At 71.5% G+C, this 18,643-nt stretch carries 11 protein-coding genes and 1 tRNA gene; 11 read left to right on the top strand and 1 reads right to left on the bottom strand.

The window, feature by feature from the left end:
* The first annotated feature begins 137 nt into the window (after nt 1–137).
* The 5 genes from AC4D2E_RS09295 (at nt 138) to AC4D2E_RS09275 (ending at nt 9,308) form a co-directional block, all read left to right on the top strand.
* Nucleotides 138–2,147 (top strand): Hsp70 family protein, encoded by a 2,010-nt coding sequence (locus AC4D2E_RS09295; RefSeq protein WP_490952422.1) that lies wholly within the window; start codon nt 138–140, stop codon nt 2,145–2,147.
* 2 nt (nt 2,148–2,149) lie between these two features.
* Nucleotides 2,150–4,366, top strand: a complete 2,217-nt coding sequence (locus tag AC4D2E_RS09290) for a LuxR C-terminal-related transcriptional regulator (protein WP_490952421.1) — start codon at nt 2,150–2,152, stop codon at nt 4,364–4,366.
* A 114-nt stretch (nt 4,367–4,480) separates the two neighbouring features.
* A complete protein-coding gene (locus tag AC4D2E_RS09285) occupies nt 4,481–5,788 on the top strand; it encodes an IniB N-terminal domain-containing protein (RefSeq protein ID WP_490952420.1) in 1,308 nt (435 codons plus the stop codon).
* Nucleotides 5,789–5,877: 89 nt separating this feature from the next.
* Entirely contained in the window at nt 5,878–7,770 is a 1,893-nt protein-coding gene (locus tag AC4D2E_RS09280; RefSeq protein WP_490952419.1) for a dynamin family protein, read from the top strand.
* Nucleotides 7,767–9,308, top strand: coding sequence for a dynamin family protein (locus AC4D2E_RS09275; RefSeq protein ID WP_490952418.1), 1,542 nt, complete (start codon nt 7,767–7,769; stop codon nt 9,306–9,308). Before AC4D2E_RS09280 ends, AC4D2E_RS09275 begins: the two co-directional genes overlap by 4 nt.
* Here AC4D2E_RS09275 and AC4D2E_RS09270 read toward each other — a convergent pair.
* The gene (locus tag AC4D2E_RS09270) at nt 9,283–9,813 is read right to left on the bottom strand and encodes a hypothetical protein (RefSeq protein ID WP_490952417.1); all 531 of its coding nucleotides are present in this window, start codon (nt 9,811–9,813) and stop codon (nt 9,283–9,285) included. The two genes, AC4D2E_RS09275 and AC4D2E_RS09270, sit on opposite strands and share 26 nt — an antisense overlap.
* Nucleotides 9,814–9,955: 142 nt before the next feature.
* Here AC4D2E_RS09270 and AC4D2E_RS09265 point away from each other — a divergent pair, with 142 nt between their 5' ends.
* The 6 genes from AC4D2E_RS09265 to AC4D2E_RS09240 all read left to right on the top strand — a co-directional run bounded on the left by AC4D2E_RS09265 (nt 9,956) and on the right by AC4D2E_RS09240 (nt 18,472).
* Nucleotides 9,956–10,090: a hypothetical protein gene (locus AC4D2E_RS09265; protein ID WP_258069957.1), complete on the top strand. Its 135-nt coding sequence runs from the start codon at nt 9,956–9,958 to the stop codon at nt 10,088–10,090.
* Nucleotides 10,091–10,219: 129 nt separating this feature from the next.
* Nucleotides 10,220–10,291: transfer RNA gene (locus AC4D2E_RS09260), tRNA-Gln, on the top strand.
* A gap of 73 nt (nt 10,292–10,364) precedes the next feature.
* Complete coding sequence (gene glmU / locus AC4D2E_RS09255; RefSeq protein WP_490910743.1) at nt 10,365–11,891, top strand: bifunctional UDP-N-acetylglucosamine diphosphorylase/glucosamine-1-phosphate N-acetyltransferase GlmU; 1,527 nt, start codon at nt 10,365–10,367, stop codon at nt 11,889–11,891.
* Nucleotides 11,888–12,868 carry a ribose-phosphate diphosphokinase gene (locus AC4D2E_RS09250; RefSeq protein WP_104121083.1) on the top strand — a complete coding sequence of 327 codons (981 nt, stop codon included), beginning with the start codon at nt 11,888–11,890 and terminating at the stop codon, nt 12,866–12,868. Before glmU ends, AC4D2E_RS09250 begins: the two co-directional genes overlap by 4 nt.
* A gap of 196 nt (nt 12,869–13,064) precedes the next feature.
* Nucleotides 13,065–15,770: a helix-turn-helix transcriptional regulator gene (locus tag AC4D2E_RS09245; protein WP_490952416.1), complete on the top strand. Its 2,706-nt coding sequence runs from the start codon at nt 13,065–13,067 to the stop codon at nt 15,768–15,770.
* Complete coding sequence (locus tag AC4D2E_RS09240) at nt 15,767–18,472, top strand: helix-turn-helix transcriptional regulator (RefSeq protein ID WP_490952415.1); 2,706 nt, start codon at nt 15,767–15,769, stop codon at nt 18,470–18,472. Before AC4D2E_RS09245 ends, AC4D2E_RS09240 begins: the two co-directional genes overlap by 4 nt.
* The last annotated feature ends 171 nt before the right edge of the window (nt 18,473–18,643 follow it).

The raw sequence follows: 18,643 nt of genomic DNA, 5'->3' as shown, positions 1-18,643 counted from the left end.
GCGTCCGATGGATGCCGGCGGCCAAGTAATGGATTCCCCAAGACGAGTAGCGGGTGCGCGAAGTTACTCTCGTCTTGCCGTGTGCCGTCCTGTTAGCTGGGCTCGAGTGGTCAAGGATGAGCACGACATGGGGAGCTATGAGTTACGGTCTCAGCGTCGACGTAGGTACCAGCTACACTGCAGCCGCCACCCTCCGGACGGACGGTGATGGTCCCGGCGTGCCGCAGATCCTCTCCCTCGGCAGCCGCGCGGCGGCCATTCCCACCGTCGTGTTCCTCGGTGCGGACGGCACCCGGCTGGTCGGCGATGCCGCCGAGCGCAGGGGCGCCGCGCAGCCCGACCGCGTCGCCCGGGAGTTCAAACGGCGCATGGGTGACGACATCCCCCTCATGGTCGGCGGCGAACAGGTCCTCCCGCAGCAGCTCGTCGCCGCCGTCGTCAGCTGGGTCGTGGGTGTCGCCACCGAGAGGGAGGGCGGAGCGCCCGACGTCGTCACCCTCACGCACCCCGTGGGCTGGGGCGAGCACCGCACCTCCCTGCTGCGGCAGGCCCTGGCCGAAGCCGGCATCGGCGACGTCGTCCTGCTGACCGAGCCCGAGGCGGCAGCGCTCTCGTACGCCGCGCGGGAGCAGGTCCCCGCAGGCAGTACCCTCGCCGTGTACGACCTGGGTGGTGGGACCTTCGATGCGACGGTGCTCCGGAAGACCGATGCCGACACGTTCGCGGTCCTCGGCACCCCCCAGGGCCTGGAGCGGCTCGGCGGAGCGGACTTCGACCAGGAGATCTTCGATCACGTCCTCGAGAGCTCGGACGTCCCGCTGGCCGGACCGGAGCACGACCCGGCGCTCCTCGCCGCGCTGACCCGCCTCCGGAAGGAGTGCACGGAGGCCAAGGAGGCCCTGTCCTCCGACTCCGAGGCCACCGTGTCCGTGATGATGCCCGGTGCGCATTCGCAGGTCCGCATCGTCCGGTCGGAATTCGAGGCGATGATCGGACCGGCGCTCGGTGACACGCTCACCACCCTCCGCTCCGCTCTCGAGAGTGCGGGGGTGAGGGGGCAGGATCTCGCCGCGATCCTGCTGATCGGCGGATCGTCGCGCATCCCGCTGGTGGCCCAGCTGCTGTCCGAGGAGTTCGACCGGCCCCTGGCCATCGACGTCGACCCCAAGGCCTCCGTCGCCCTCGGCGCGGCCTTCGCCACGTCGGCCCTGGACGATGCGCCGGGGGACGGGCCCGCCGCGGCGCCGGGTCACGTGACCGGCGTGCCCCTGGAGCGTGCGGCGGCCCCGACCGTCAACGCGGCCGGCTTCGCACGGCCCGCCCCGCACAGCGCCCCGCTGCCCACGCACGGGCCGGCAGCCCAGCTACCGACCAGGCGGTTCGGGGTACGGGTCGCGGCCATCGCCGCGGCCGTGGCGCTGCTGGGTATCGCGACGGCGTCCGCGACGAATTCCCCGAACCCGTTCTCTGCGCTCTCGGCCCTGTCCGGCGACCAGCGGGCCGAGGCCGCCGAAGGAGCCGCCCCCACGGCAGAGGCAGGGGGCGTGACCGCCACCCCGGACGGGACGGACGGGGGCATCGGGCCCCTGCTGGAGCCGGGCGACGCCGGGACCTTCCTGGACAGGACGGAGGCGATGGCGGGAACGGCGCCCGACGGTGCCGGGCAGGCAACCCCGTCGGGTACCGCCACGGAGAAGAGTGCCGGCGCCTCCTCCGATCCGACGAAGCAGGCGACCCCGACACCCGGCACCCCGACGAAGGCTGCGTCGAAGGATCCCAAGCCCGCGGGCGACACGAAGCCCACGCCGCCGCGCACCAGCACGCCGTCCCCGTCCGCACCGGAACCCGGCGCCGGCCCGGTCGGTCCGACGCCGCCTGCTCCTTCCCCCTCACCGACGCCCGCGCCTCCCGTCACCGAGGCGCCACCGGTGACCCCGCCCACCACCCCGCCGGTTCCCGATCCCGTGACGCCGCCGCCGGCCCCGGATCCTACGCAGCCACCGGCGGACCCCGCACCCACCGACCCGCCTCCCGCCGATCCGGACCCCCAGCCCACCACGCCCGAAGCGCCGGCGCCCGCGGATCCGCCTCCCACCGATCCGCCCGCCGATCCCGCCACGCCGTCGTCCCTCACGTCGGAGTCGTGACCGTGACCGCCCACGACGTGGAGACAGGGACGCCCCCGCTCCACGGCCGGCCGCTGGACGCGGCGACCTACGAGGTGGTCCTCGCGCTGTGCATCGGCTTCTCGATCCCCGGACTCGTCCCTCCGCTGCTGTACAACGAAGGTGTGCCCGCCGAGCAGCTGGCCGCCGAGGCGAGGGCCGCCGGCCTCGTGCAGCCCGACGGCCGCCCGACGCCCGAGCTCCGGGCGTCCATGCTGCGCGACGCCGACGCCTACCAGGTGCGCCGGCTGCAGCGCGCCCTCGTGGATCTCTACTGCTCCGAATCGCTCCCCCTCGGCCCGCTTGCGCGCCGGCTGGCCGCGGACGGCCTCGTCGACGACCGCGTGGCCGGGGTGCTGGCCGAGGAGGGCACTGCGCTGCTGGGCACCGATCCCGCAGCGGCCCTCGACCTGCTGGAACGCGCGGTCGCCGCCGGAGCTGACGCCACGGGCACCGGTCCGCGCCGGGCGGAGGCAGCGCTCGGTGCCGGCGACCTCGACGCCGCCTCCCGCATCCTCGACACCTACTTCGGGCACGGGGATGCCGACGCCGAACCGGTCCTTGCCGATGCCGCGCGGGCCGTGCGGGTCGCCTCCGCGCTGTGGGCCCACCGGGGCATGATGTCCCGAGCGGCCGACGTGCACCGCTGGGCGGCGGGAGCAGGATCGACCGGGGTGGATCCCCTCGGGGCGCTGGCACTGCTCGCCACGGGGGATGCGACGGGCGCCCGGGCGATGGTCTCGGGCGGGGGCCCGGCGGCGTCGCCGTCGCTGGCGGACGTCGCGCACCTCCTGCTCGCGGAGGGTGCCCTGCAGTCCCTCGGCCCCGACCCCTCCAGTGCCGTGCCCATCCTCATCCGCTCGTCCGACACCCTCAACGCCACGGGGAGGGTGTCCCCGTCGCCGGAACTGCCCGCCTGCCTCGCGGCGACCGTCGCGCTCCTCGCCGGGAACCACCAGACCGCGCTCGCCGTCATTCAGGCGGCGCTCGCGGGCGGGCAGGGCGGCCGGGTGTCGCACCCCCGGCTCTGCTTCCTGGGCGGCTGGGCCGCCATGCTTCTGGATCAGCCCGCCCTGGCACGGGACTTCTGCGACGAGGCCCGCGCACAGGATCAGCGCCTCACGCCGCGGGACCACCTCCTGCTGCAGGCGCTCGAGGTGGGACTGGCCCGGCGTGCCGGGGACAGTGCGGCACTCGTCCAGGCGTGGCAGCGTGCCCGCGAGGCGCTGCTGCACGTCTCCGTGGATCTCTTCACCCTCCTCCCGTTCACCGAACTGGTCATCGCAGCAGCCCGGCTCCGCGACTCCGACGCACTCCGGACCCACCTCGACGAGGCATGGGTGCTGCTCTCGCAGCTCGGGGATCCGCCGCTGTGGTCCGTCCCCCTGCACTGGTCCGCCGCCCAGGCTGCGCTCCTGCTCGAACGCCCCGGCGACCTCGCCCCGCATGCTGCGGCGCTGGTCCATCAGCCCTCCGCCTACCCTCTGGCGGCCACTTTCGCGCTCGCCGGCAAGGCCTGGGTCTCCGTCCTCGCCGGACGCTTCGAGACCGGCGCCGTCGAGGTGGCAGCGCAGGGCCTCGCCGCCGCGGGGTTCGCCTGGGAGGGTGCGCGCCTGGCCGGCCACGCAGCGGCACGGGCGGACGACCGCCGGGACATGACACGACTGCTCTCCTGCGCGCGCGACCTACGGCCCGCGCGTGAGCGGACCCCGCGTCCCGACGTCGGGCCCTCCCCGGCAGCCCCTGTCCCGCCGGGGGACCGGACCCCGAGGCCTGCCCGGACGGCACTCCCGCACGGATCCGCCGGCACCGGTGCCGCGACGCACGGTGCCGCGATGCACGGTGCCGCGATGCACGGTGCCGCGACGCCGGGGGTCGACGCCGGGACGCGGGGTCCCGCAGCACGGAGGGCAGGAGGGCCGGCACTCAGCGGCCGCGAACGGGAGATCGCGCAGCTGGTGCTGGAGGGACGGACCTACCGCGAGATCAGCGAGGAGATCTTCATCTCCCCGCGGACCGTGGAGCACCATGTGGCGCGCATCCGGCGCCGTTTCGGCGCTTCGTCGCGCTCTGACCTGCTGGCACGGCTCCGGGTGACGCTCGGGACCACCTCCGCGGAGACCTCCACCGCCGAGCATCCACTGCCGGGCCGGGTCCCGAACCCGGTGGGTTCCCCTAATCGGGGCCGGCGGAACCCCTAACGCGCCCCGGGGATCAGGGGTGGAACTACCGATGTCCCGCCCGCCCCCCACTCCTACGTTGGACACAAGCCAGCAGAGCCGCCGGCGGATCCGACCTCACCGAAGGAACATCTCATGACTACTCTCGCTTCAGAGCTCCTCGACTTCCTGATGAACCTCTTCAACGACGAGGAAGCGGCCCGCGAATTCATCAGCGATCCCGAAGCCGTCCTGGCCAGCGCCGGCCTCGGCGACGTGTGCAGCGACGACGTCGACGCCGTCCTGCCCGTGGTCCTGGACTACGCCCCGGTCAGCTTCGACCGCACGTACGACACCGGCGGGAACTCCTCCGGCGATGTGAGCCCGGGTGCTCCCGGCCGGGACGGCGACGACGGCAGGGACGGCTGGCCAGGCGACGACGGCAAGGACGGCTGGGACGGTGCTCCCGGACGGGACGGGAAGGACGGCGACGACGGCAAGGACGGCGACGACGGGAAGGACGGCGACGACGGGAAGGACGGCGACGACGGGAAGGACGGTGATCACGGCCACGGCCACGATCATGACCACGACCATGACCACGATCACGACGACAGCGATCACGGCCACGCGATCCAGCAGCTGTTGCACATCGTCAACAACTACTCGTACACCACGTCCGTGGATGACCGCGACACCATCACCGACCAGTCCGTGAACCAGAACATCTGGGCCGACGGCGACGTCACCCAGTGGTTCGAGAACGAGGCCATCGTCGCCTCCGGTGACCGGGCGGTCGCGGCGGACGGCGATGCCAAGGTCGATAACTCGGTCGACAACTCGGTCGACAACTCCGAAGACCACTCCACCAACGTCCACGCCGGCGGCTCCTCGAATGTCGCCATCGGCAACACCAACGACTCCTACAACGACAACTCGGACAACTCGATCGAGGACTCGTACAACGACAACTCGGACAACTCGGACCGCTCCGACAACTCGATCGAGGACTCGTACAACGACAACTCCGACAACTCGGTGGACACCGACACCGACATCGACACGGATATCGACGTCGACATCGAGGACTCCCTCAACACCGACAACTCCGACCGCTCGGACAACTCGATCGAGGACTCGTACAACGACAACTCGGACAACACCGACGTCGAGGTGGAGATCGAGGACTCGTTCACGGCGGAGGAGACGACGACGATCACGGACAACTCCCTGACGGACTCGTACAACGACAACTCGGACACCACCGAGGTCGACGTGGAGATCGAGGACTCCTTCACGACGGACGAGTCGATCAACACCGACGTCGTGATCGAGGACTCGTTCACCGCGACCGACAACTCGACGGATCAGTTCACGTCCATCGACGACTCCGCGTTCTTCGTCGACAACGAGGTGGATGTCGAGATCGAGTCCGAGATCGAGGTCGAGGATTCCTCGCTCTGATCGCAGCACGACCGGGGCAGGCCCAACGGGGAGCTGTTCCCGTTGGGCCTGCCCGTGGTCTCATAGAACAACTCACCGGGGAGTGTCACATGGATGATCTGATTCCGCTCGTGAAGAGCGGCCTGGGGCTGGTCGCCTCCGGCGACCGCGCCGACCTGCGCCGGCGGCTGGAGCAGACACTGGGACGCCTGGCCACCCCGGACATCCGTGTGATCGTGGTGGGAGAGTTCAAGCAGGGCAAGAGCAAGCTCATCAACGCTCTCGTGAACGCCCCGGTGTGCCCCGTCGATGACGACATCGCCACCTCCGTGCCCACGGTGGTGGGCTACGGCGATCCCGCCAGTGCGGCGGTGCTGATGCCCCGCGAGGACGGCGGCCCGGACCGCGGGGCCGTCGAGCGCCGCGAGATCGCCCTCGAGGACATCGCCCGTTTCGTCTCCGAACGGGGCAACCCGTCCAACCGGCAGGGCCTCGCCTCGGCGGAGGTCCGCCTCCCGCGACGGCTGCTGGCCGACGGGCTCTCGATCATCGATTCCCCGGGGGTGGGAGGCCTCGAATCCGCCCACGCCCTGACCACCCTCACCGCCCTGCCCACGGCGGACGCCATGCTCCTCGTCTCGGATGCCTCCCAGGAGTACACCGAGCCGGAGCTGCGCTTCCTCCGGCAGGCCGCCCGGATCGTCCCGAACGTCGGCTGCGTGCTCTCCAAGACGGACCTGTATCCGCAGTGGCGGGCCGTCGCGGACCTCGACCGCGGCCACCTCTCCGAGGCGGGGATCCCGGCCCCGCTGATCCCGGTGTCCTCCGACCTCCGCCTGTTCGCGTCGCAGACCAAGGACGTGGAGCTGAACCGCGAGTCGGGGTTCCCGGAACTCATCGGCTACCTCCGCAACGAGGTGGTGGGCAAGGCGCAGGTCCTGCGCCGGAAGTCGGTGGCCCAGGACCTGCTGTCCACGGCCGATCACCTGCGCCTCTCGGTGACGGCGGAACTGCAGGCACTCCGGAACCCCGAGGGCGTGCCCCTCCTCCTCGCCGACCTGGAAGAGGCCAAGGAGCGGGCGGACCAGCAGCGGAAGCGGTCCTCGCGCTGGCAGACCACCCTCAACGACGGCGCGTCGGATCTCATCAGCGACATGGAGCACGATCTCCGCGATCGGCTCCGGTCCATCCAGCGGGAAGCCGAGGCCGCCATCGACGACGGCGATCCCGGGCTCATCTGGGACCAGTTCGCCGAGTGGCTCGAGCAGCGCGTGGCCTCTGCGGTGTCGGACACCTTCGTGTGGACCAACGAGCGCTCACAGTGGCTCGCCGAGCAGGTGGCCGAGTTGTTCGCGCTCGACGAGGTACCCCTGCCGCTGCTGGAGGTCTCCAGCACGGACGGCGTCCTCGCCCCCGTGGAGGAGGTGCCGTACCTCGACCCCGGGCATGTGAGCGTCGCGGGCAAGGTCCTCATCGGCATGCGGGGGTCCTACGGCGGTGTGCTGATGTTCGGCCTGCTCACCGGCATCATCGGTATGGCCCTCATCAATCCGCTCTCGGTGGGCGCCGGGCTCCTGCTCGGCCGCAAGGCGTACCGCGAGGACAAGGACGCACGGCTCAAGCGCCGCCAGGGTGAGGCGAAGTCCCTGGTGCGGCGCCAGATGGACGACGTCGTGTTCCAGGTGGGGAAGCAGCTCAAGGACCGGCTGCGGCTCGTCCAGCGTGAGATCCGCGACCACTTCGGTGCCATCGCCGAGGAGCACCACCGCTCCCTGGCGGACTCCGTCGCGGCGGCGCAGCGGACGGCGTCGACCTTCCGGCAGGAACGCGAGGCGCGCATCACCGAGCTGGAGGCCCAGCTCGCGGCGATCGACCGCCTGCACGCGCAGGCAGGGCGCCTCCTCCCGGAGCCCGCGCAGACCGCGCGGACCACGGAACCCACGGAGCCCGCGCAGCCCGACACCGGATCCACCGGCGCCGTGGCGGCGGGAGCGCACGCGTGAGGGACAGCGGCGCCGTCGAAGCCCTCCTCGCGGACGCCCTCCAGGTCTACGACGACGATCCCGCGGTACGGGCCGAACTCGAGGGGTATGCGCGTCGGCTGCGCGAACCGCTGCGCGTCGCCGTCGCCGGCATGGTCAAGGCCGGCAAGTCCACGCTCCTCAATGCGATCATCGGCGAGGAGATCGCCCCTACCGGCACCGGGGAGTGCACCCGCATCATCACCTGGTACCGCTACGCGGCGACGCCCCGGATCACCTTGCACCCCGTGGACGGCGAGCCGCGGCTGCTGCCTCTCACCAGGGTGGACGGGCGGCTGGTGTTCGATCTCGGTGGGCAGCGGGCCGAGGACGTGGCGCGCCTCGTGGTCGACTGGCCGGCCGAGAACCTGCGCGCCATGACCCTGATCGACACCCCGGGCATCGCCTCGCTCTCCACGGACGTCTCGGAGCGCAGCACACGGTTCCTCACTCCGGAGGACGCCCCGTCCGAGGCCGACGCCGTCATCTACCTGATGCGGCACCTCCACGCTTCGGACCTGCTGTTCCTCGAGGCGTTCCACGACACCAGCGCTGCCCGGTCGGGCACCATCAACGCGCTCGCCGTCCTCTCCCGCGCGGACGAGGTGGGGGCGGGGCGGCTCGATTCGCTGATCGCCGCCTCCCGCATCGCCGACCGCTACCGGGCCGATCCGTCCCTCAGGTCCCTGGTCCTCGACGTGCTCCCCATGGCGGGACTGCTCGCCCAGAGCGCGCGGACCCTCCGGCAGGCGGAGTACCAGGGGTTCGTGGCGCTGGCGGCGCTCGGGAGGACCGACCGCGAGCGCACCCTGATCTCCGCCGACCGCTTCGTCGCGGGTAGCGCCGCTCTCGGCCTCTCGACGGAGGACGCCGCGCGCCTGCTGGACCGGTTCGGGATGTTCGGGCTCCGGCTGGGCGCCGCCCTGGTGCGCGGCGGCACCGGCAGTGCGACGGCGCTGGCCCACGAGCTGGCACGGCGCAGCGGGCTCGACCAACTGATGACGCTCATGACGCGGCAGTTCCACGCGCGGGCCACGGCCCTGCGGGTCCGGACGGCCCTGACCGGACTCGAGGTGATCCTCGCCACGCACCCCCGGGACGCCACCGCGCGGCTGCACGCGGGAGTTGAGAGGATCACCGCCACCGCCCACGAGATGAACGAGCTGAGACTGCTGTCCGCCCTGCGTGCCGGCCGTGTCCCGCTGCCCGCGCCGGCAGTGGCCGACGCCGAGCGCCTCGTCGGAGGCTCCGGCACGGCCGCCGCGGACCGGCTCGGGCTGGAGCCGGCCGCCGATCACGGGGAGGTGCGGGCCGCCGCGCTCGGACAGTTGCACCGGTGGCGTGTGCTGGCCGAGAACCCGCTGACCAGCCGGGGGGCCCAGGAGGCGTGCCAGATCGTGGTGCGCACCTGCGAGGAACTGGTGGTCCGTGCAGGCCCGGCACCCCGGGAGGGCGAGCGGGAACCGGCGGGCGAGCCGGAACCGGGCGAGGTCGTCAGCGCGGGGGGCGCGCGTCCCTGAACCACCGCGCCGCCGGCGGGAGCAGGCAGAGGAGGAAGGCGAGGGCGGCGAGGGCCAACTGGACACCCGCCAGATGCACGGTGGGCTGGAATCCCGCCGAGTCCTCACCGAGGAAGGCGACCACCAGCAGGACCGCACCCACGTTGAGCGCGAGCATCACGAGGAGTGCCCAGCGCACGCCACCGCGGCCGCGCACCAGAGGGCGCGCGAGGAGGGCTTCGGCCACCAGCACCACCGCGAACAGCGCGAGCGTGCCCCAGAACGCGATCGCCGCGACCTGGTCCAGCCGCGCCGCGTCCGCCCCGGCGTCGATGCCCGCGGCGGTCTCCCGGAGACGGGCCAGATGCGCGTCTCGGTCCAGGTAGGCGAACACGAGAGCCGCCACGCCGACGACGCCGCCCGCGAGCCACAGTGCGCCCATGTACCGGACCAGCGGGGGAGGAGCGGCCACCCTGAGCGAGGGAGGCGGAACGGCGTTGGACATCTCTGGCCGGGGAGGACGCATGGTCGTAATCTAGCCCCGCCGCGCGGGGGCTTCAACGGTCGACGGCCGGCGGGCCTGCCGGCAGGCGGGCAAGTGGTCGGTAGCGGCAGTCGAGTATCCGGCAGGATGTCGGCCCGGTGGCGCCGGCTCCTACCGTTGGTGCATGACCAATACACCGTCCCCGTCGCCGGACCATGGACGCCGTCGCGCCGGGGAGGGCACGCAGCGCAGCTGGACGGTCATCGGGACCCTCGTCGTGGTGTTCGTCGTCGCCGTCGTCCTGTTCCTGCTGCTCTGACCCGGCAGCCTGTCCCGCCCCGGCAGCGTGCCGGGGCGGTCTGCCGTGCACGTCATGGCAAAGTCCCGCGGGCATGGCAAACTAGATAACCGTGCGCACATGCCCCGGCCCACCCGGGGTGCGTCGCGGTCCGCCCTGGTGTAATGGCAGCACCCCAGCCTTTGGAGCTGTGGAGTATAGGTTCGAATCCTATGGGCGGAACGGGGGAGGCGCTGGCCAGGGATCAGCCAGTCCGCCGCACACGCCGGTCACCTACAGGTAGGAGCGCTTCTTCGTGAGCACACAGGACGAAACCACGCACCTGGAGGGCGCCGGCGTACCAGCTGCCGTCATCGTTCTCGCCGCCGGCGCAGGGACCCGCATGAAGTCGCGGACCCCCAAGATCCTGCACCGTATCGGCGGGATCTCCATGATCGGGCACGCACTGCGGGCCGCCCGCGCCATCGGGCCGCGGGAGCTCGCCGTCGTCGTCCGCCATGAGCGGGACCGCGTGGCGGAGCACGTGGGCAGCGTGGACCCGGAAGCCGTCCTGATCGACCAGGACGAGCTGCCGGGCACCGGGCGCGCCGTGCAGGTGGCGCTCGAGGGCCTCGACGCCCGCTCCGGGAGCCCCCTGAGCGGCACCGTCGTGGTGACCTACGGTGACGTCCCGCTGCTCACCACCCAGACCCTGCGGGAGCTCGTGGCCATCCACCACGGCGAGGCCAACGCCGTGTCCGTCCTCACCGCGGTCCTCGAGGACCCCACGGGCTACGGGCGCATCCAGCGCCACGAGGACGGCACCGTGCTCGCGATCGTCGAGCACAAGGACGCCTCGCCCGAGCAGCGGGCCATCCGCGAGGTCAACTCCGGCATCTATGCCTTCGACGCCGACGTCCTGCGGCGCGCCCTCACGCTGGTCGACGCATCCAACGCGCAGGGCGAGATGTACCTGACGGACGTCCTCGCCATCGCCCGCGCCGACGGCGGGCGCGTCGCCGCCGTGGTGCAGGAGGACCGCTGGCAGGTGGAGGGCGCCAATGACCGCGTACAGCTCGCCGCGCTCGGCGCCGAACTCAACCGCCGCGTCGTCGAGCAGTGGATGCTGGCGGGTGTCACGGTCGTGGACCCGTCCACCACCTGGATCGATTCCACCGTGGTCCTCGAGGAGGATGTCACCATCCTGCCCGGTACGCAGCTCCACGGGGAGACCTCCGTGGCGCGCGACGCCGTGGTGGGTCCGGACACCACGCTGACCGACGTCGTGATCGGCGAAGGCTCACACGTGGTCCGCACGCACGGCAGCGGCGCGCGCATCGGCGCCGGCGCGAGCGTGGGCCCCTTCACCTACCTGCGCCCCGGCACGGTCCTCGGTGAGGACGGCAAGATCGGGGCGTTCTACGAGACGAAGAACGTGACGATCGGCCGCGGCTCCAAGCTGTCCCACCTCGGGTACGCCGGCGACGCCGAGATCGGCGAGTACACGAACATCGGCTGCGGCAACATCACCGCCAACTACGACGGCGTGAACAAGCACCGCACGGTCATCGGCTCCCACGTCCGCACCAGTTCCAACACGGTCTTCGTGGCCCCGGTGAGCATGGGCGACGGCGCCTACACCGGCGCCGGCGCCGTGGTCCGCGCGGACGTCCCGGCAGGCTCGCTCGCCGTGACCGTCGCGGCCCAGCGGAACATCCCCGGCTGGGTGGCTGCGAAGCGGCCCGGCACCGCCTCCGCCGCCGCCGCGGGTGCCGCCGCGGACGCGCCCTCCCCCGGAACCCCCACGAGTACCCCCACCGAAGAGAAGAGCACCCAGGCATGAGCGAGATCACCGCACACGGCGAGAAGAAGCTGGTCCTGGCCTCGGGGCGCGCGCACCCGGAGCTGGCGGAGGAGATCGCCTCCTGGCTGGGCACCGAGCTGCTGCCGGTCTCCGCCTACGACTTCGCAAACGGCGAGATCTACGTGCGGTCGGGGGAGAGCGTGCGCGGAACGGACGTCTTCGTGATCCAGGCGCACCCGGCCCCGCTGAACAACTGGCTCATGGAACAGCTCATCATGATCGATTCCCTGAAGCGGGCCTCGGCCAAGCGCATCACCGTGGTCTCGCCGTTCTACCCCTACGCCCGCCAGGACAAGAAGGGCCGCGGCCGTGAGCCCATCTCGGCCCGCCTCGTCGCGGACCTCTACAAGACGGCCGGCGCCAACCGGCTCATGTCCGTGGACCTGCACACCTCGCAGATCCAGGGCTTCTTCGACGGCCCCGTGGACCACCTCATGGCCATTCCGCTGCTGGCGGACTACATCCGCTCGCGCGTCGACGCCGACAACGTCACCGTCGTCTCCCCGGACACCGGCCGCGTCCGGGTGGCCGAGCAGTGGGCCGAGCGCCTGGGCGGCGCGCCCCTCGCCTTCGTGCACAAGAGCCGTGACCTGACCGTCCCCAACCAGGCCGTCTCCAAGCAGGTGGTGGGCCAGGTGGAGGGCCGCACCTGCGTGCTGATCGACGACATGATCGACACCGGCGGCACCATCTCCGGCGCCGTGCAGGTGCTCAAGAACGCCGGCGCAAAGGACGTCATCATCGCGGCCACGCATGCGGTATTCTCGGAGCCGGCGTCACGCCGGCTCGCCGAATCCGGTGCCCGCGAGGTCGTGGTCACCAACACACTGCCCATCCCCTCGGAGAAGCGGTTCCCGCAGCTGACGGTGCTGTCCATCGCCCCGCTGATCGCCCGGGCCATCCGTGAGGTGTTCGACGACGGCTCGGTCACCAGCCTGTTCGACGGCAACTCCTGAGCCACGTCCGGGCCGGTAGGCGACTAGTTGACATTACAAGTAGTTTTTTGACCGATTTGAAGTAGTCTCGCCAGAGTCTGCGGGCGGAGAATCGAGTAGGTGGAGCGCAACTCCCGTAGGTGCTACTCGTGTAGCTCGTCGTGACTCTACTTAGGCTCGGAGGCGATCGACCCCCTCGAACCTAGGATGTGGTCTGATGGCTGCGAACGGCCAGGGCGTGTCACTTGCTCGATCCATCCCACCCGATGGTCCCGCAGCAGGCGCCGGACGGGGGTCTGCTCCGGACGATGCCCCCTCCTTCGTCGGTCGCGCGGATGTCCTCCTGGCCGTCGAGGAAGCCCTGACCGCCCCCGGGTCGGTCGGCGCCGTCCTCGTGGGCGCAGCGGGCGTCGGCAAGACCGCCGTCGTGCAGCAGGTGCTCTCATCCAGTGCGGAGAGCCTGTACGTCCTCCGTATCCGGGGGTCCAGGAGGTTCCGGGACCAGTCCTACCGACCCGTCAACTTCCTCCTCTCGGAGCTCGAGGCGGACGTAGTCGAGCGCCCCGTGATGGTGCTCCGCGCCGTCGCGAACTTCCTGAACCAGCAGGCGCGCGGGCGCCGCGTGGTCCTCGCCGTGGACAACGTCGAGTACCTGGATCCGTCCTCGGCGGCCCTCATCGGGCAGCTCGTACTCGGCGGGACCGCCAGTGTGCTGCTGACGGCCCAGGACTTCGCCGCCGCGGACCCCCAGTTCGCCGGCCTCTGGCGGGACGGCTCCCTGCGCCGCTTCGACCTCGCGCCGTTCGATGCCCTCGAGTCACGGGCCTTCGCGGCTGCCGAGCTGCAGGGAGCGGTGAGCGCCGAGGCCGCGGCGCTGCTGTACCGCATGAGCGGCGGCAACGCGCGGTTCCTGCAGGCCTCCATCCGGGCGGTCCGCGGACGCAGCGTGGTGCGGCATGGGGAGACCTGGGTCCTCCTGCCGGGCAGCACCCCCGTGCCCTCCGAGATCGCCGAAGCGGTCCAGCTCATCCTCGAGGAACTGCCACCCGGGCAGCAGGAGATCGCCCATGTCCTCGCGCTGGCCGGGCGGCTGCCCCTCCCCGTCACGCAGTCCATCACCGGCAGCGCGGACCTGGATGCCCTCCAGACCGCCGGCCTGCTCGCGGTACGCCACGGCGAGCAGGAGCGCGTGGAGTTCCAGGACCCCGTGGTCAGCGCGGGCGCCGCCGCGTCCCTGTCCGCTCAGCGCGCTGGCGAGCTGTACGAGCGGTGGGTCGGGGGCGCCACCCTCGGGGACCAGCTCGATCTGGAGCGACATGCGGAGTGGCTGCTGAAGGCCCAGCGGCCCGTCCCGGCCGAACTCTCCCTCGCCGCCGCGCGCTCGGCGAACCGTGCCGGCCGGCACTCCATCGCCGCCGCGTACACCGAACTCGGCGATGCCTACCGCTCGTCGGTCGCTGCCGCCGTCGAGCGCATCCGTGCCCTCACCTTCACCGGGCGCTTCCAGGACGCAGGCAACGCGATGCTGCTCGCCGCTCCACTGCTCGACGACGCGCCGGCCGCGGAGGCCGTGCCACTGCTGATCACCGGCGTCTTCCTGCGTCACCGCCTCGGGCTGGGCGGCGTGGAGGACGCCTTGAACGAGGCCGGGGAGCGGCTCGAGGCCGACGCCGGCGTCGAGCCGCAGGACCGCGCCCGGCTCCAGGCCGACATCGTCATCGCCCGCGCGGAGGTCGCGTCCCTGCAGGGCCGGTTCGGTGACGCGCGGGACCTGGTGCTGTCCCTGCGTTCCGGCGGCGTCCCGTTGGGCCGGGACCAGGGCATCGCCGCCGACGTCCTGCTGACCGAGGCGTGGGCCATGCTGGAGAACCAGCTGGAGGCGCTCCAGCTCGCCGATGCCCTCGCGGACCGCGTGCAGGAGCCCGAGGTCGCCTCCCGTACCCGGGAACTGGCCTATCTGCGCCTGATCGCCATCTACAGCGCGACCGGCTCCTGGGAGCAGGGCGCACGCAAGCTCCGCCTGACGAACGGTGACAGCGGTGCCGTGCTGCACAGTTCCGCCGTGCAGCTGGCCCTGGGACTCGTCCGCGGCCGGTACGGCACGCCGCAGGACGCGCTGGCGGTCCTGACGCCGGCCTTCGATCAGCTGCGGGTCGGCGACCCGCAGCGCGTGCTCCCCCTCGCGGCCACGGCCATCGCCTACTGCCATTCGGTGGGGGACAACATCAAGGCCGCGATCCCCCTTCTGGTGCACGCGGAACCCTCCGCGGGCGATCCCTGGCTGGTGCGCCGGATCGCCTCCCAGTTGCAGCTGCTCAGTGTGGGGCTGCGGGAGGCGAAGCCGGACGCCGCCCGGCAACTGCAGGCCCTGGGACGCAGCGACAGGGAACGCGGTGCATCGCTCTTCGCACTGTCCGCGTTCACGAGCGCGGTCCGGCTCGGCAGCAGCGGAGTCCTCACGGAGCTTTCCGAGGTCGCCGCCCGCGTGCAGGGCCCCTACGCCCACCTGTGCGAGACCTTCGCGAAAGGGGTGAGCAACCGCGACGCCGAAGTGCTGCTGCAGGCCATGGATCTCGCCGCAGCGGGAGGGGATCAGAATTTCGGACGGGATGCCGCCCGTTCGGCCCTCCATGCGGCGCGGGCACTGGGGGACAAGTCGATGGTGCGAGAGGTCCAGCAGCGGGCGCGCCGCGTCCTGGGCGACCCCGACGCCAACGGCCCCACCTCCCAGCTCGACTGCCTCACTCCGCGGGAGGCGGAGATCGCCCAGCTGGCGGTCGGCGGCCTGATGAACCGGGAGATCGCCGACGCCATGTGCGTGTCCGTACGGACCATCGAGGGGCACCTGTACCAGATCTACTCGAAGCTGCACGTGTCCTCCCGCTCCCAGCTCGCTGAGCTGTTCCCGGCACCCCTCGGATGAGCGTCGACGGCCGGCGAGTACCTCTCGTGGGGGTCGAGGCACCCATCGCTGCCATCGCCCAGACGCTGTCCCACCCCAATCTGCACGGGGCACTCGTGGTGGGTGGGTTCGGGACGGGCAAGAGCGCGATCGCCCGGCGCCTCGTGACCGCCGGGGACCCGCACCAGACGCGGTTCTTCCTCGTCAGGGCCGCGGAGAACCTCGCGGCGGTGCCGTACGGAGCGCTCGGCCCATACCTCTCCCACGCGACACCCGAGGCCCTCGATTCCTCCCTTTCCGCGCTCCGTGCCCTTGTCGCCTACTTCAGGGCGGCATCCGAAGGACGGAACGCGGTGGTGGTCGTCGACGATGCCCAGTACATCGATGACGACAGCAGCCACATCCTCACCCAGCTGGTGATCTCCCGCATCATCAAGGTGGTCCTCTTCGCCGACGGCCTGCCGCCGCGGGCCGGAGACCTGTTCTCCCTCTACACGGACGGTTTCATCAGCAGGGTGGACCTCCCCGGCCTCGCCGAGGCGGACGCCGTCGCGTTGTGCGAGGCGATCCAGGGCGGGCGGCTGTCCCAGGGGGCAGGCCACTACCTTTCCCGGCAGAGCGCGGGGAATCCCCTGATGCTGCGCGCGCTCCTGGACCACGCCGCCACCACCGGCGAGCTCGTGGAGCACGACGGCGTGTGGTGCCTGTCCGGCCGGTTCCATCCTCCCGCTGCACCCCTGATGGACCTCGCGAAGACCCTGCTGCAGGAACTCACGGAGCAGGAGCGGACCGCCTATGAGGTGGTGGCGCTCAGCGGTGGCGTCCCGCAGGCGCGCCTGGCGGCGATCAAGGAGGACGCAGTGGCCCAGCAGCTCGTGCGCCGCGGGCTCCTGCGCACCCTCGGCTCATCCACGAGCATGCTCAGGGTGGCCCACCCCATGATGGCGCGCGTGGTCCGGGCGCTCGTTCCCGCTGGACGTAGCGCGGACCTTCGTCGCCGCGTCTTCGACGACGAGGTGGTGCCGCCCCCCGTGGACGAGGGCATGTTCGACTACCTCGACTGGGCCCTCGACTGCGGTGTTCCCGTGCCGCCTGCCGTCCTCCTGACGGCGGCTCGCACCGCGGCGCACGTCTCCAGTCCGGAGTCCGCCCTGCGGTTCGCGAGCGCTGCGCGTACGGCGGGGGAGGAGTCCGCCGGGGTGGTGGAGGAGGCGCGGGTACGGGTCGGCCTTGGAGAGTACGCGGTGGCCGTGGAACTGCTCGAGCAGGTCCCGGTGGATGCGGCTCGGCCCGTCGTCGCTGCGGACGCCGCCGTCCTCAAGGCACTGGCCTGCGTCCAGCGCGGTGATGACCCGAGCCGCATCCATGCCATTGCCGACGCGTGCGCGGAACGGCTGGCCAGGGTGTCAGAGCAGGGGTCGACAGCGCGGGCAGCGCCGGCAGAGCAGTCGGAGCAGGCAGCGTATGCCCTGCGACTGCTCCACCTGCTCGGGTGGATTCTCGAGGGTGACTTCGCGACCGCCCGCGCGGAGGCGGACGCCCTCCCTGCCCTCGCTCCTGCGGGGGTGGAGTCCGAATCCCCCCTGGCGGTGCTCCTGCTGCTCTTCCGCGGCGAGGTCGATGCAGCGCTCGGCCACTCCGACACGGCGCTGGCAGGGATCCGCGCAGCGCTCGATGCCGTGGACCGTTCCGGTGGAGACCTCGAGCACCTGCGTCCGCGCGTCGTGGCGAGGTACGTCAGCGCACTGATCCACGCCGGTGAGTTCGCCACCGCACGAGAGTCGCTCGAGGAGTACCGGCGGCGGCCCGTGGTGAGTTTCGAGTACGTCGGTGGTCCGTTGGCGGCGCTCGAGGCCGTCCTCGAAGCGCGCCGCGGGAAGTTCCGCACCGCACTGCACCTCCTCGAGCCGGCGCTGGCGTCCCTCCGGCAGGTGGACTCCGAAATGCTGCTGCCCTACGCGCTCGGCGTCGCCGCGTGGGCTGCGCACTCTCTGGGGGAGCATGGAGCCGCGGCGGCCTTCCAGGAGGAGTTCGACGGCGTGGCGTCGCTCGGCAGCCGCCCGCTGCTCCTCCGCGGGCGGGCGTTCCTCGCTGCGGCGGGCATCGGTGGGCCCGACGGCTGGGGAGACCTCAGCGGGCTCCGGGCACTGGCGGAGACTGCGCAGGAGACGGGCTTCCGCTCGTGCGAGAAGGACATGCTGGAACTCCTCGCGGTCCTCGGCGACACCGAGAGGACCTGGCGCCTCGCGGAACTCGCCGACCAGCTCGAGGGCTCGGAGGCGCAGGTCTTCTCCCGGTACGCGCATGCGCTGGCGGACCACGACGCCAACGCCCTGCTTGCGGCGGCAGACCACGCGGAGAGATTGCAGAAGATCCCGCTCGCAGCCGAGGCGTCGGTGCGGGCCATGCACCTCTTCGAGGAGCAGGGGGATGGAAGGGCCCGGCGCATGGCGCTGCGGACCGTACGCCACCGCCAGTCCCTGCTCGAAGGTGTACTGCCCCACGAGGAGGGGGACCTGCGTGCCTCCCATGAGCTGACATCCAGGGAACGCGAGATTGCGAGGCTCGCCGCGGACGGGGCATCCAACCGCTCCATCGCGGAGGAGCTCGTCCTGTCGACCCGGACGGTGGAAGGGCACCTCTACCGCATCTACGGGAAGCTCGGCATCACCACCCGGGAGGAACTCGAGGGTGAGATGCGGGCGTACGACGACGAGCATTGACCTGCGCCACCGTGCGCAGAGGCGGACGGCTGGGTGTGAGTAGTCCGACGATGAATTTCAGGTACTCGAGCCGACAAACTGAAGTAGTGCGTACTGGTGAGCGGTTCGGTTGATCTGCGTAGGGTTGCATTTGTTGAACCGATGAAGCTTCAACGGCAGGGCTTCGGCCCT

This window comes from Arthrobacter sp. TJ-265 (genome assembly GCF_058269135.1).
Note: the sequence above shows the minus strand (reverse complement) of the source record. Positions and strands in the feature narration are given on the sequence as shown.

Excerpts from the sequence above, each read along its gene's own strand:
- AC4D2E_RS09270 (WP_490952417.1), bottom strand. The coding sequence starts at position 9,813 with ATGCGTCCTCCCCGGCCAGAGATGTCCAACGCCGTTCCGCCTCCCTCG.
- AC4D2E_RS09250 (WP_104121083.1), top strand. The coding sequence starts at position 11,888 with ATGAGCGAGATCACCGCACACGGCGAGAAGAAGCTGGTCCTGGCCTCG.
- AC4D2E_RS09240 (WP_490952415.1), top strand. The coding sequence starts at position 15,767 with ATGAGCGTCGACGGCCGGCGAGTACCTCTCGTGGGGGTCGAGGCACCC.
- AC4D2E_RS09295 (WP_490952422.1), top strand. The coding sequence starts at position 138 with ATGAGTTACGGTCTCAGCGTCGACGTAGGTACCAGCTACACTGCAGCC.
- AC4D2E_RS09265 (WP_258069957.1), top strand. The coding sequence starts at position 9,956 with ATGACCAATACACCGTCCCCGTCGCCGGACCATGGACGCCGTCGCGCC.
- AC4D2E_RS09280 (WP_490952419.1), top strand. The coding sequence starts at position 5,878 with ATGGATGATCTGATTCCGCTCGTGAAGAGCGGCCTGGGGCTGGTCGCC.
- AC4D2E_RS09245 (WP_490952416.1), top strand. The coding sequence starts at position 13,065 with ATGGCTGCGAACGGCCAGGGCGTGTCACTTGCTCGATCCATCCCACCC.
- AC4D2E_RS09285 (WP_490952420.1), top strand. The coding sequence starts at position 4,481 with ATGACTACTCTCGCTTCAGAGCTCCTCGACTTCCTGATGAACCTCTTC.